Below are 13,226 nucleotides of genomic sequence, written 5' to 3' on the forward strand. Positions count from 1 at the left end.
CTTTGATTTTCATTGAGTATCAAAAAGCAAGCCAACTTCGGCTTGCTTTTTTTCATCTTCAAAAGTGATTTTCCTGCTTAACGAGGTGGCAGTCCAAGGGCAATACGGCCGTAGCGACTGATTCGTGTGATTTTCCAAGCAGGCGACCAGGTAACTTCAACCTTGACATCTTCGATACCCTCGATTTGTTTCAGACCTGCCACGATTTCGATAGGCAGGCTTTCGGCACAATCGCAGGCAGTATCGGTGAAGGTCATGACAATCTTGCAGAGACCCGTTTCGTCCAGATTGATTTCATAAATCAGCCCTAGATTGTAAACATCCAATTCCACATCTGTATCAAAAACCTTCTCTAGTTTTTCGATAATTTGGTCTTGTATGGCCAAAGCACGGTCATTGATTTTGATATCGTCTCTCATTACAGTCCCTCCACGTAATAAATATCCTCTATTTTCTCATAATTCTGACAATTTGGCAAGTTTTTGATGAATTTTCTGAAAAATATGATAAAATGAAGAAAATACGGAATCAAGGGGAAGTCTATGGAGCAGATTGGAAAAGTCTTTAGACAATTACGAGAGTCAAGAAATATCTCGCTGAGACAAGCAACTGGAGGACAATTTTCGCCGTCTATGTTATCTCGCTTTGAAACAGGTCAGAGTGAGCTTTCGGTGGAAAAGTTTTTATTTGCCCTAGAAAATATATCTGCTAGTGTGGAGGAAATCCTCTTTCTAGCGAGAGGTTTTCAGTATGATACAGATTCTGAGTTGAGAAAAGAAATCAAAGATGTCTTGGATCCAAAGAACATAGCTCCTCTTGAGGACTTGTATCGCAGGGAGTATCAAAAGCATGCCCATTCTCAAAATAAACAGAAACATATTCTAAATGCCATTATTATCAAGTCTTATATGAAGAGCATGGATGAAAGGGTAGAGTTAACAGCAGAGGAAGGGAAAGTCCTTCATGAGTACTTGTTTTCTACCGAGATCTGGGGAATCTATGAACTCAATTTATTTTCAGTCAGTTCACCATTTCTATCTGTTTCTCTTTTCACTAGGTATGTTAGAGAGATGGTACGTAAATCTGATTTCCTAATGGAAATGTCTGGCAATCGAAACCTTTTTCACACTATACTATTGAATGGCTTTTTAGCCAGCATTGAGTGTGAAGAATTTACCAATGCCTCTTATTTTAAACGTGTTATCGAAGAGCATTTCTACAATGAAAATGAAACCTATTTCCGAATTGTCTATTTGTGGGCGGAAGGTCTCCTTGATAGCAAGCAGGGTAGAGTCAAGGAAGGTCAGAAAAAGATGGAGGATGCTGTCCGTATTTTTGAGATGCTAGGCTGTAACAAATCTGCCGAATACTATAGAAAAACGACCGATTGTTGAATATCTGCAAACTAAGAAAATAATTTGAAATTTTAAGCGATAGAACTGTTGGGCTCTCTCGTGTCACTGGAGAAATTCTATCGTTTCTTTTTGATCATTTCATTTGTTGCATATATTCAAAAGTTTCTCCTCTAAAATTTCTAAGTGCTATACTATAGTCATACTTCACATAAAACTTATACTCTTCAAAAATCTCTTCAAACCACGTCAGCTTCACCTTGCCGTACTCAAGTACAGCCTTCGGCTAGCTTCCTAGTTTGCTCTTTGATTTTCATTGAGTATTTGAACAAGAAGGGAGATTACCTATGAAACTATTGTTCAGAAATCAAGCTTATCGTCTCTTGACTTTGTCACGATTCTTCAATGCTTTTGGTGCTTCGATTTTCAATCTGGTATTTATCGTCTATGCATCGACCTTGTCACAAGCCTCTTTTGCGGTTGCTATGGCGAATATTGTCATGCTTCTTCCGACTCTCTTTACAGTTTTTGTAGGGATTCGGGCAGATTACACGAGAGACAAGGTCAAATGGATGGTCTATAGCGGTTTGTTTCAGGCGGTTTTATTTTTTCTAGCAGCCCTAGTTGTTCAGCAAGCTAGTCTCTTTGCCTTTTCTAGCTTGTGTTTGATCAATGTCATTAGTGATGTGATTAGTGATTTTGCAGGTGGCTTGCGCATGCCTCTTATTAAGGAGAAAGTAGCTGAAGATGATCTGATGGAAGCTTACTCTTTTTCCCAGTTCATCACCTATATTTCAGCTATTGGTGGTCAAGCTTTCGGAGTCTGGCTCTTAGGCCTATCGGTCAACAATTTTTCCCTTGTTGCGGGAATCAATGCCTGCTTTTTCCTAGTATCAGCCTCTATTCTCTTTTTAGGAAAAAGCAAATTGAGCCTGTCAATGTCATCTGCTGATCGTGAAAACCTAAAAAATGAGAAGCTTTCTATCAAAGACCAGTTCCTAACAATTTACCGAAATTTACGTCTCGTTTTTCTTAAAAGTGGACAGAAAAACTTTGGTTTTATGCTCTTTGCTGTCTTGCTTATCAATGCCTTGGGTGGCGCTTTGGGTGGAATTTACAATATCTTCTTTTTGAGCCATTCTCTTTTTGACTTTTCTTACACAGAGGCATTATTTATCAGTCAATTCTGTGCTTTGTTAGCAATCATCATTAGTAGCCTTACGGGCAATGATTATTTTGGGAAGCAGTCCTTGCCTAGATTGATGATGTGGGCTACCGTAGGGCTCACTCTAATTGGTTTGGCTAACGTATTCAATCAAGTCGTGCTTGGTTTGCTATTTCTATTTTTAACTCTGTATGTGTCTGGTAAAGTTGCTCCAAAGATTAATGCCATGCTCATGAAAAATCTAGCTCCAGAGGTTTTAGCTCGTACCAGTAATTTTTTAGGTTTATTATTTACCTTATCCATACCTGTGGGAACAGCTTGTTTTTCACTTGTTGCCGTATGGAATATACAGTTGACTTGGATGCTATTTGTTGGTCTTTCCTTGCTGGCTATTCTTATGACAATCCTTAATCTTAAAAATGATATTTAAATCCTAATTTTTTTCTCACTGTTTTAATCCCTCTATTTATGGTAAAATAAGACTATTAAGTTTAAAGAGGATTCCCTATGAAATTACAAAAACCAAAAGGAACGCAGGATATTTTACCTGCTGAGTCTGCCAAGTGGCAGTACGTTGAGGGCTTTGCCCGTGAGATTTTCAAGCGCTACAACTATGCAGAAGTGCGCACGCCTATTTTTGAGCATTATGAGGTTATCAGTCGCTCTGTCGGAGATACAACGGATATCGTAACCAAGGAAATGTATGACTTCTATGACAAGGGTGACCGCCATATTACCCTCCGTCCAGAAGGAACTGCACCCGTTGTCCGTTCCTATGTGGAAAATAAACTCTTCGCCCCAGAAGTGCAAAAGCCAAGTAAGTTCTACTACATGGGTCCGATGTTTCGCTATGAGCGTCCACAGGCAGGGCGTTTGCGCCAGTTCCACCAGATTGGTGTTGAGTGTTTTGGCTCTAGCAATCCAGCTACCGATGTGGAAACAATCGCGATGGCAGCCCATTTCTTGAAAGAAATCGGTATCCAAGGTGTCAAATTACACCTTAACACTCTTGGGAATCCTGAGAGTCGTGCGGCCTACCGCCAAGCCTTGATTGACTATTTGACACCGCTCAAGGAGACCTTGTCTAAGGATAGCCAACGTCGTTTGGAGGAAAATCCTCTCCGTGTCTTGGACTCTAAGGAAAAAGAAGACAAGGTAGCAGTAGAGAATGCACCGTCTATCTTGGACTTCCTTGATGAAGAAAGTCAAGCTCATTTTGATGCTGTGCGTCAGATGTTGGAAAATCTTGGAGTAGACTACATCATCGATACCAATATGGTGCGTGGTCTGGACTACTACAACCACACCATTTTCGAGTTTATCACTGAGATTGAGGGCAATGACCTGACAGTCTGTGCGGGTGGTCGTTACGATGGTTTGGTTTCTTACTTTGGAGGCCCTGAAACTGCTGGCTTTGGTTTTGGACTTGGTGTAGAGCGTTTGCTTCTCATTCTTGAAAAGCAAGGTGTGGCCCTCCCTATTGAAAACGCCTTAGATGTTTATATCGCAGTCTTGGGTCAAGGAGCAAATATCAAGGCCTTGGAATTGGTACAAGCTCTTCGCCAACAAGGTTTCAAAGCAGAGCGCGATTACCTCAACCGTAAGCTCAAAGCTCAATTCAAGTCAGCCGATGTCTTTGCGGCTAAGACCCTCATCACCCTAGGAGAGAGCGAGGTCGAAAGCGGACAAGTGACAGTCAAGAACAACCAAACCCGAGAAGAAGTGCAAGTGTCACTTGAGACAATCAGCCAAAACTTTTCAGAAATCTTTGAAAAATTAGGCTTTTAATAGTAGAAAAACTGGTCAGGACCTTACTCCTGACCTTTTTCTTTTGCAAAATGACAAAAATCATAAACTTTTTGACAAATATGCTTGTCAAAAAGAAAAAGATGTGTTACAATATAAGCAAGTTAAGAAATAGGAGGGAGCCACATGTGGGTATGGATTTTGTTTCCTTTTCTCGTCTTGATTTATATGAGTCAATCTAAGAAAATCAAGCGGTTAGAGAAGAGGTTAAAGGTAATCGAAAGAAAAGAGAAAGGAAACGCAGAAATGTCGAGATTATTGCAAGAAATGATTGGAAAGAAACCAACAATCATTGGAGAACTATTTGGAACAAATTTTTGGGAAGTTGTGGATGTTGATGAGGAATGGGTCAAGCTACGATACGTAGATAAGACGGGAAAAGAAAAAATCAAGTTGCAACGTATTGAGGATATCCAAACAGTTGAATTTGACGGAGAGTAGGTGTGTAACATGCAACTTAAAAATCGTCTAAAAGAGCTTCGGGCTCGCGATGGTCTCAATCAAACCGACCTAGCCAAGCTGGCAGGGGTTTCCAGGCAGACCATTAGTCTACTAGAACGGGATGAGTACACCCCGTCCATTATCATTGCCCTGAAAATATCTCAAATTTTCAACGAAACAGTCGAATCAGTATTTCGCTTGGAGGAGGACGAGTGATGAACAAGTATAAAGTAATCTATTATGTAGTTGCCATAGCTCTATTAGTCAGCCTGTGTCTACTAATTGGAACAAATCTAGGACGGTTTGATCTCTATTACAGCGACCAATTTATTTGGGCCTACTTTGCACTCATCCCAGTCGTTGACTGGATTGAAAAGAAAGTAAACAATTTAGCAAGTGAAAAAGGAGAATGAATATGAAAAAGAATAAGAAAGGTGTCTTGTTATTTTTAATGTCTGTTGTATTTGGAGGCTTCTTGGGCATGTTTGTAGGGATGTTTAAGGCACGTGCCGAATCCTACGAAGTTATTTTAGATGTAAAAGTCTTGATACCTTGGATATCAGCTATTTGTTTAGTATTAGGTTTCATTAGTCTTTTTTTGACTTTTAATTTCTTAAAGAAAAGCAGAAAATTTCATTCCTTGTATCAAGAGGAAATGGATGATGATCTGAATGAAAGCTATTATGTGCAAATGTATCGGAATCTTGAGTTTGGAAGTATTGCTTTTAATAGTGCAAGTGTAGTGATTTTATTGGCTCTCTTCATTTCAGCAAGTGAAGTGGTCATACTAAATAGAAGCAATCTAACCTTATCTCTTTCTTTTTTGGGATTAGTGTTGACTTTTAATGCTCAAAAATATTTTTATAAAACCATTGCGATTGTTCGCCAGTTTGATATGGTATTTTTCTCTATGCCAAAGGATATCTTAGGTTATGTCAATTCTTGCGATGAAGGGGAGCGCCAGGCTAATTTGGAACAGAGTTTTCGGATTTTATTCCAATTACATCAGTATGTCTTGCCAGCTTTGTACTTTCTGATTGCTCTCTTTTCTTTACTGACAGGAGAGATTCAGTTACTAGCCTTCTTGTTTGTCGGAGCAATCCATATTTATATCAATGTGATGCAGTTACCTATGGTGAAACGTTATTTCAAATAAAGGAGTTTTTATGATTCGTGTTGAAAATGTAAGTAAAAGTTTTGGGAGCAAAAAAGCTCTTCATCAGATTTCTTTTGAGATTAAGGAAGGTGAAATCTTTGGTTTTCTTGGCCCTTCTGGCTCAGGTAAAACAACCATGATCAATGTCTTAACAGGTCAGTTGGCTGCAGATCAAGGTAAAACAGTTTTGTTAGGCAAGAATTCTCAAGATTTAACCTCAAATGATTTGGAACAAATTGGTATTGTTAGTGATGGCAGTGGTTTTTATGAAAAGATGAGTCTTTACAAAAATCTTCTCATCTATGCTAAGTTATATGGTCTCAAGTCAGATAGAGTAAATCAGGTGCTCCAACAGGTTGGATTGGCAGATGCTAAAGATATTATTGCAGAAAAGTTATCTACTGGAATGAAACAACGAATGTTCTTGGCTCGTGCCCTTCTGAATGCTCCTAAGATTCTCTTTCTCGATGAGCCAACCAGTGGCTTAGACCCTACAACATCTAAGATGATTCATACCCTACTTCAAGAATTAAAGCAGGCGGGGACAACTATCTTTCTGACCACGCATGATATGAATGAAGCAACTCTGCTTTGTGATCGCTTATCTCTTTTAAATAAGGGTAATTTAATAGAGTATGGAAGTCCACAAGATATTATCCAGAAGTATCATGTGGATAAGAAAGTACATGTGGTTTATAACGATGGACGAGAACAGATAGTTCCATTTGAAGAATTACCACATTTAGACACGACAGATTTGATGGTGGTTCACTCTTGTGAGCCGACACTAGAAGAAATCTTTATCAGATTGACAGGAGAAAAGTTAGATGTTTAGAAAATTAAATGCCCTACTATGGTTAAGAGTGCAAGTTCTTATCAGCAATTCAACTTTGTTGGCGACTCTATTGATGCCTTTTGGTATTGCTGTTTTATATAATGAATTTTTAAATAAGAATGGACAATTGAGCCTATTTTTACTATCTGCTAGCTTGACGATGGTCTTGAGCATGGGAAGTGGTTATATGGTATCGATTATGATGGCAGAGGATAAGGAAAAACGAAATCTTAAATCACTCATTCTAAGTGGTGTGACAGCAACAGAATATACTTTCAGTATGCTCGTTCTCCCTATTCTGATAATGTTACTTGCTATGATTGTACTTCCCATCTATCTTAAAGTAGATGTATCTGGTTATTTATTTGCCTATGCTATCTATTTGCTCCTAGCAACTATTTGTATTATTTTTCTCAACCTTCTAATCGGTGCGGTGTCAGATACTCAATCTAAAGCGCAAGTTTATAGTATCTTCCCTATGCTAATCGTATCTTTTTTACCCATAATTGCTCTTCAAAATGATACGGCTCAAAAAATGTTGGATTACTCGTTCGTTGGTCCTATTGTAAATCTTTTAAATAAAAAAGGTGGGGAAATATCTTTTTCTAATATTGGTATGTTACTTGCATGGGTACTTGTGTTAGGGATAGCAAACCTCTTTGTATTGAAAAACAGCTATAAAGCAAGATAGGAGATCTATATGAAATTACTTAAAAACCTTGGCTGGTTTCTTCTAGCCTTTCTATCCTTTTTATTCATCTATGGCTTCATTCAGGTGCTCGCGACTACTTCGCTTGCCTTAGGCGGTTCACCCTATGCTGTGACCTTGCTCTATGTGGCCTTGGCTGGAGTTTATGTGTACGGCATTTACAAATGGTATCAGAAAGGTCCTGTTCGTATTGAGAAGAGTGGCTTCAACCGATTTATTTGGCTTCCTGCCTTGGTTTGGTTCTTATCTCTGGTTGTCCAGTTTTTCTTGCCAAATGATCCTTCAGTAAATCAGCAAATAGCGATAGACTTGACCTTGTCTCAACCACTTTTCTCATTCTTTGCGGTCGTTATTTTTGCTCCTTTGACGGAAGAACTTATCTTTAGAGGGATGTTAGCACGCTACCTCTTTCCTAAGCAGGACAATAGTAAACAAACTCTGATTTTTCTTCTGGTATCGAGTGTTTTGTTTGCCTTGATTCATTTCCCAGGTGATGTGCAACAATTTTTTGTCTATTTTAGCCTTGGTTTTAGTTTGGGCTTGGCTTATATTAGCAGAAAAGGTCTGGTCTACAGTATTTCTCTTCACGCTTTGAATAATTTAGTCGGCTTTTTGATGATTCTCATGCTATAATAGAGTCAGGAGGTCACATGAAACGAGTAATTTTATTAGCAGTGATTCAAGCAGTCGTTCTATTTTTCATTATTGGAGCGCTAGCTTATGCCTTTAAGGGAGATTTCTTCTACAGCCATCTAGCAGTGGTCTTTGCCCCTATTGCCGGTATCTGGCGTTTTGGGACAGCTTATACGACGGAAATCGTCTTGCCTCGAAAGGCAGCCGAAATTGCTGAAAAGCGTAAAGCAGGCAAAAATTCAAAATAAAAGAGTCCGGTGAACTTCATCGGATTTTTGTATTGGCGTTAATTTTTAAAGACTGGCAAACTTTTCTGATGATTTTCATGAAGAGCCTGCGCTTTTATGGTAAAATAGTAACAGAATAAAAGAGGAGAGAAAACATGAAACGTAGTATGTATGCTGGTCGTGTTCGTGAGGAACACATCGGACAAGAAATAACCTTGAAAGGATGGGTTGGCCGTCGTCGTGACCTCGGTGGTTTGATCTTTATCGACCTTCGTGACCGTGAAGGAATCATGCAGTTGGTTATCAACCCTGAAAAAGTCTCTGCAGAGGTTATGGCAACAGCTGAAAGCCTTCGTAGTGAATTTGTTATCGAGGTGACTGGTCAGGTCGCTGCGCGTGAGCAAGCCAATGATAAGTTGCCAACTGGTGCAGTTGAGTTAAACGTGACAGCTCTGACAGTGCTTAATACAGCTAAGACAACCCCATTTGAGATTAAGGATGGCATTGAGGCCAATGACGATACACGTTTGCGTTACCGTTACCTTGACCTTCGTCGTCCAGAAATGTTGGAAAATCTCAAACTTCGTGCTAAGGTGACCCACTCTATCCGAAATTACTTGGATGAGTTGGAGTTTATCGACGTGGAGACACCATTCCTTTCTAAGTCAACTCCTGAAGGGGCGCGTGACTACTTGGTGCCATCTCGTGTCAATAAAGGACATTTTTATGCCCTTCCTCAAAGTCCACAAATTACTAAGCAATTGTTGATGAATGCTGGTTTTGACCGTTACTACCAAATCGTTAAATGTTTCCGTGACGAGGACTTGCGTGGTGACCGCCAGCCTGAGTTCACTCAGGTCGACTTGGAAACGTCCTTCCTTACTGAGCAAGAAATCCAAGATATCACAGAAGGCTTGATTGCGCGCGTGATGAAAGAAACCAAAGGCATCGAAGTGACGCTTCCATTCCCTCGTATGAAATACGATGATGCGATGGCTCTTTACGGTTCTGATAAACCTGATACGCGTTTTGACATGTTGCTTCAGGATTTGACAGCAGTGGTCAAAGGTGTAGACTTTAAAGTCTTTTCAGAAGCACCTGCTGTAAAAGCCATTGTGGTCAAAGGCGCTGCGGACAACTATTCACGTAAAGACATCGACAAGATGACCGAAGTAGCCAAGCAGTATGGTGCCAAAGGTCTTGCTTGGGTCAAGGTAGTTGATGGAGAATTAAACGGACCAGTTGCCAAGTTCTTGACTGGTATCCAAGAAGAATTGACAACAGCGCTTGCTCTTGAAGATAAGGACTTGGTTCTCTTTGTGGCGGATACGCTTGAAGTAGCTAACGCAACTCTTGGTGCCCTTCGTGGACGTATTGCCAAAGAGCTTGGCTTGATTGATAACGATAAATTCAACTTCCTTTGGGTGGTTGACTGGCCAATGTTTGAATGGTCTGAAGAAGAAGGCCGCTACATGAGCGCCCACCATCCGTTCACCCTTCCACAGGAAGAGACTGCTTACGAATTAGAAGGTGATTTGGCTAAGGTTCGTGCCATTGCTTACGATATCGTCTTGAACGGTTATGAGCTTGGTGGTGGTAGCCTTCGTATCAATCAAAAAGACCTTCAAGAACGCATGTTCAAGGCTCTTGGTTTCTCAGCTGAAGAAGCAAATGACCAGTTTGGTTTCCTTCTTGAAGCCATGGACTATGGTTTCCCACCACACGGTGGCTTGGCTATCGGGCTTGACCGATTTGTCATGCTCTTAGCTGGAGAAGAAAATATCCGTGAAGTCATTGCCTTTCCTAAGAACAACAAGGCAACTGACCCAATGACACAAGCTCCTTCAACAGTAGCTCTTAAACAACTAGAGGAACTCAGCTTACAAGTAGAAGAAGATGAAACAAGCAAAACGAATTAAGCGGTGGCGCTATTATCTGCGCCGCTTTGCTTATCAGATAAAAATTTTACGTGTCTTACAAAGCATCTCTCGTGAGAAGTATGACGAGAAGATTTCAGCCTCTCTGGTCTATGGTTTTTTATCAGCAGTGGCGGTCAATTTCTTTTTCCAACCAGGGCATGTGTATTCGAGTGGTGCGACAGGTCTGGCACAGATTATCTCTGCCTTGAGTAATCACTGGTTTGGTTTTCATATTCCGATTTCGCTAACCTTCTACGCCATTAACTTCCCTTTGATGGTCTTGGCCTGGTATCAGATTGGGCATAAGTTCACCGTCTTTACCTTTATCACGGTATCCATGAGTTCCTTCTTTATCCAGTTTGTCCCTGTGGCAACCTTGACGGAGGATCCCATTATCAATGCTCTTTTTGGGGGTGTTGTTATGGGCTTGGGGATTGGTTTTGCTCTTCGAAACAATATCTCCAGTGGTGGGACGGATATCGTCAGCCTGACCATTCGCAAGAAAACGGGTAAGAATGTCGGTAGTATTTCTTTCTTGGTAAATGGGACCATCATGCTGATAGCTGGTTTGACCTTTGGTTGGAAATACGCTCTCTACTCTATGATTACCATCTTTGTCTCTAGCCGTGTAACAGACGCAGTTTTTACCAAGCAAAAACGCATGCAGGCCATGATTGTGACCAATCATCCAGACAAGGTAATTGAAAAAATCCATAAAAAATTGCACCGCGGAGCAACCATGATCCACGATGCAGAAGGAACCTATAATCACGAGAGAAAGGCAGTTTTAATCACTGTCATTACACGTGCAGAGTTTAATGAATTTAAACAGATTATGACACAAGTGGATCCAGGGGCCTTTGTCTCTGTATCAGAGAATGTTCATATTCTAGGAAGATTTGTTGAGATAGATAACTAGTGACTAGTACTTAAAATGAGTCTTCCCACAATAAAACGCAGACTATCAAGTTTTTAACACCTGATAGTATGCGTTTTTTGATTTTAACGACTTTTTGCCCAGTCTCTTATTTTTCAATAATTTTGTGGGCAATCAACTGGCGGTAGCAGATTTGTCTATTTTCTTTAGAATCATTGATGATGCAGAGAATAGTTTCTAAAGAAGTGCGTCCGAGGGCTAGGCTATTGATATCTATATAGGCTGCCAAATTGAGCTTGGGATTAACCGAGTCAAAGCTGAGAACAGGGACATCCAGCTGGTGTTTGGCAATATAGTCACAGACCCCTTCAGCTAGGAGGCTATCGGTTGTGATAATGGCATCAATTTGTGGATCGTGCTTGAATAATCGCTTGCTAAATTTATAGCCCTTTTCTTCCAGAAACTCGTCTGCAAAGTAGATGCGATTGTTGTCAGTGGTAAGTTTGTAATGTTTCAGCGCCTGTTCATAGCCTGTTAAACGGTCTTTGGTCACGAAGAGCTTTTTACTTCCTCCGATAAAGGCAATGCGTTTGCAGCCTTTTTTGATAAAATATTCAGTTGCATCAAAACCAGCTTGAACATTGTCATTGTCGACAAGTGGGATGAAAGGAGATAGAGATTTACCTAAGATAAGGAAGGGGAACTGTTCTTCTGCTACGAGTTTGACGAGGGGATCTTCTTCTTGGGCATAGAGAAAGATTAGCCCATCTACACGCTTGCCGTAGACCATTTGTGAAATAGCGTTGAGACGTTCCTTCTCATCTTTCCCTGTTGCTATCTGAATGGCATAGTGATTTTCAGATGCGACTTGAGAGATACCACGTAGAACCGATGGAAAGAAAGGATTCTGGTAGAAGGCGTCTGAGTCATCAGGAAGAACTAAGCCGATAACTTGCGTATAACTGCTTACCAAGCTGCGAGCGTTGAGGTTGGGATGGTAATTGAGTTCTTTCATAGCCTTGCGAACGCGTTTTTTTGTTTCGTCGCTAATGGTTGATTTATTTTGAATAACACGGGTTACGGTTGAAGGCGAAACACCAGCAGCCTTGGCCACGTCTTTAATCGTAACGGGCATAAAAATCTCCTATTTATGGTAATCTGGATCACGGAAATGTGTTTTATAAAAGATAGTGACCAGATACAGAACAAAAAGAATGTTTTGTATAGTGATGAGGTTTGACATATTTTGGCCAAATAATCCCAAAATAAGTGTAATCAGAGTCGGCAATCCTAAACAGTTCAAGATAAAATGGTAGCACTCTTTAAAGGTTCTAAATGAAAAGAGTCGGGATTTCTTAGTGATATAAAGGAGAAGACTAGCTCCTAGAGAGACGATAAAGAAATTCAAACCAAAGAGGAAGCTGGCACCGAGAACTAGGAAGAGACTGATATAGACACGATTTTGTTGGTACCAGTCTTTAGAAATTGCTTGGGTTAAGCTGTCTTTGCTTTTGAAACTCTCAGTCTCAATCTCTCGGTAAGAGATTCGGGTCAGTTCCTTATTTTCCTTGCTGATGACCAGTTCTTTTGTGTCGAAATGCAGTTGCAAGTCCTTAGGTAATTCCTTGCTTTGACTGGGGCCAATCACAAGAGAAGGGGCTTGGCTAGCTGTTCCTGTATAAGTAAATTTACCATCAACAATTGCAGCATGCTCAGAGAGATCCTGGACAACCTCATCTGTCAATGGTTCATAGACATTATCGATAAAGGTTTCTAGCGGATAAGTCTCCTGTGAGCTGTTTTGGATGGCAATGGGTACCATCGACAAGCTGATAAGGAAGATACTGGTAAAGAGAAGTTGAAACCAGTTGAGCCCGAAACGTTTGGATAGGGGCTTACGAAATCCCCAAATACTTGAAAAATAGGAAAATGGATATGGAAGCATAGGTATCTTTCTAAAAGGTGTTTTCTATATGAGTATTATTATATAGAGAAATGTACTTTATTTCAAGTCTAGGAGAAAAATTGCTTGTTGTAAGGACATTACTTACAGTAACAATCGCTAATACTCAATGAAAATCAAAGTGCAAACTAGGAAGCTAGCCG

The 13,226-nt window shown here is 40.3% G+C and carries 16 protein-coding genes; 13 read left to right on the forward strand and 3 right to left on the reverse strand.

The window, feature by feature from the left end; translation table 11 throughout:
* Positions 1–77 precede the first annotated feature (77 nt).
* Positions 78–419, reverse strand: a complete 342-nt coding sequence (locus HT725_RS09330; protein ID WP_023944033.1) for a metal-sulfur cluster assembly factor — start codon at positions 417–419, stop codon at positions 78–80.
* A 123-nt stretch (positions 420–542) separates the two neighbouring features.
* Between HT725_RS09330 and rgg the strand changes: the two genes are divergently transcribed.
* The 13 genes from rgg (at position 543) to HT725_RS09395 (ending at position 11,162) form a co-directional block, all read left to right on the forward strand.
* A complete protein-coding gene (gene rgg / locus HT725_RS09335; protein WP_173253473.1) occupies positions 543–1,394 on the forward strand; it encodes a quorum-sensing system transcriptional regulator Rgg in 852 nt (283 codons plus the stop codon).
* 305 nt (positions 1,395–1,699) lie between these two features.
* Entirely contained in the window at positions 1,700–2,947 is a 1,248-nt protein-coding gene (locus HT725_RS09340; RefSeq protein ID WP_173253474.1) for a transporter, read from the forward strand.
* A 77-nt stretch (positions 2,948–3,024) separates the two neighbouring features.
* Entirely contained in the window at positions 3,025–4,305 is a 1,281-nt protein-coding gene (hisS, locus tag HT725_RS09345; RefSeq protein WP_138701477.1) for a histidine--tRNA ligase, read from the forward strand.
* A 144-nt stretch (positions 4,306–4,449) separates the two neighbouring features.
* Positions 4,450–4,764 (forward strand): hypothetical protein, encoded by a 315-nt coding sequence (locus tag HT725_RS09350; RefSeq protein ID WP_173253475.1) that lies wholly within the window; start codon positions 4,450–4,452, stop codon positions 4,762–4,764.
* A gap of 9 nt (positions 4,765–4,773) precedes the next feature.
* Positions 4,774–4,980: a helix-turn-helix transcriptional regulator gene (locus tag HT725_RS09355; RefSeq protein WP_001176227.1), complete on the forward strand. Its 207-nt coding sequence runs from the start codon at positions 4,774–4,776 to the stop codon at positions 4,978–4,980.
* The gene (locus tag HT725_RS09360) at positions 4,980–5,177 is read left to right on the forward strand and encodes a hypothetical protein (protein ID WP_173253476.1); all 198 of its coding nucleotides are present in this window, start codon (positions 4,980–4,982) and stop codon (positions 5,175–5,177) included. The genes HT725_RS09355 and HT725_RS09360 overlap by 1 nt, the downstream gene beginning before the upstream one ends.
* A gap of 2 nt (positions 5,178–5,179) precedes the next feature.
* A complete protein-coding gene (locus HT725_RS09365; RefSeq protein ID WP_049513535.1) occupies positions 5,180–5,920 on the forward strand; it encodes a DUF3169 family protein in 741 nt (246 codons plus the stop codon).
* A gap of 10 nt (positions 5,921–5,930) precedes the next feature.
* The gene (locus HT725_RS09370) at positions 5,931–6,755 is read left to right on the forward strand and encodes an ABC transporter ATP-binding protein (RefSeq protein ID WP_061425775.1); all 825 of its coding nucleotides are present in this window, start codon (positions 5,931–5,933) and stop codon (positions 6,753–6,755) included.
* A complete protein-coding gene (locus HT725_RS09375) occupies positions 6,748–7,446 on the forward strand; it encodes an ABC transporter permease (RefSeq protein WP_173234491.1) in 699 nt (232 codons plus the stop codon). Before HT725_RS09370 ends, HT725_RS09375 begins: the two co-directional genes overlap by 8 nt.
* 9 nt (positions 7,447–7,455) lie before the next feature.
* Positions 7,456–8,097: a type II CAAX endopeptidase family protein gene (locus HT725_RS09380; RefSeq protein WP_173253477.1), complete on the forward strand. Its 642-nt coding sequence runs from the start codon at positions 7,456–7,458 to the stop codon at positions 8,095–8,097.
* Between the two features lie 17 nt (positions 8,098–8,114).
* Positions 8,115–8,345 carry a hypothetical protein gene (locus tag HT725_RS09385; protein WP_033682917.1) on the forward strand — a complete coding sequence of 77 codons (231 nt, stop codon included), beginning with the start codon at positions 8,115–8,117 and terminating at the stop codon, positions 8,343–8,345.
* Positions 8,346–8,479: 134 nt separating this feature from the next.
* On the forward strand, positions 8,480–10,243 hold the full coding sequence (gene aspS, locus HT725_RS09390) for an aspartate--tRNA ligase (RefSeq protein ID WP_173253478.1): 1,764 nt from the start codon (positions 8,480–8,482) through the stop codon (positions 10,241–10,243).
* Entirely contained in the window at positions 10,221–11,162 is a 942-nt protein-coding gene (locus HT725_RS09395) for a YitT family protein (RefSeq protein ID WP_050261019.1), read from the forward strand. Before aspS ends, HT725_RS09395 begins: the two co-directional genes overlap by 23 nt.
* 106 nt (positions 11,163–11,268) lie before the next feature.
* Here the strand turns inward: HT725_RS09395 and HT725_RS09400 are convergent, their stop codons facing one another.
* Both HT725_RS09400 and HT725_RS09405 read right to left on the reverse strand, forming a co-directional pair.
* Positions 11,269–12,255 carry a LacI family DNA-binding transcriptional regulator gene (locus tag HT725_RS09400; protein ID WP_001145438.1) on the reverse strand — a complete coding sequence of 329 codons (987 nt, stop codon included), beginning with the start codon at positions 12,253–12,255 and terminating at the stop codon, positions 11,269–11,271.
* A 9-nt stretch (positions 12,256–12,264) separates the two neighbouring features.
* Positions 12,265–13,065, reverse strand: coding sequence for a DUF1189 domain-containing protein (locus tag HT725_RS09405; RefSeq protein ID WP_173253479.1), 801 nt, complete (start codon positions 13,063–13,065; stop codon positions 12,265–12,267).
* Positions 13,066–13,226: the final 161 nt, after the last annotated feature.

It is taken from the genome of Streptococcus sp. 2579 (assembly GCF_013277195.1).
Taxonomy (GTDB): Bacteria; Bacillota; Bacilli; order Lactobacillales; family Streptococcaceae; genus Streptococcus.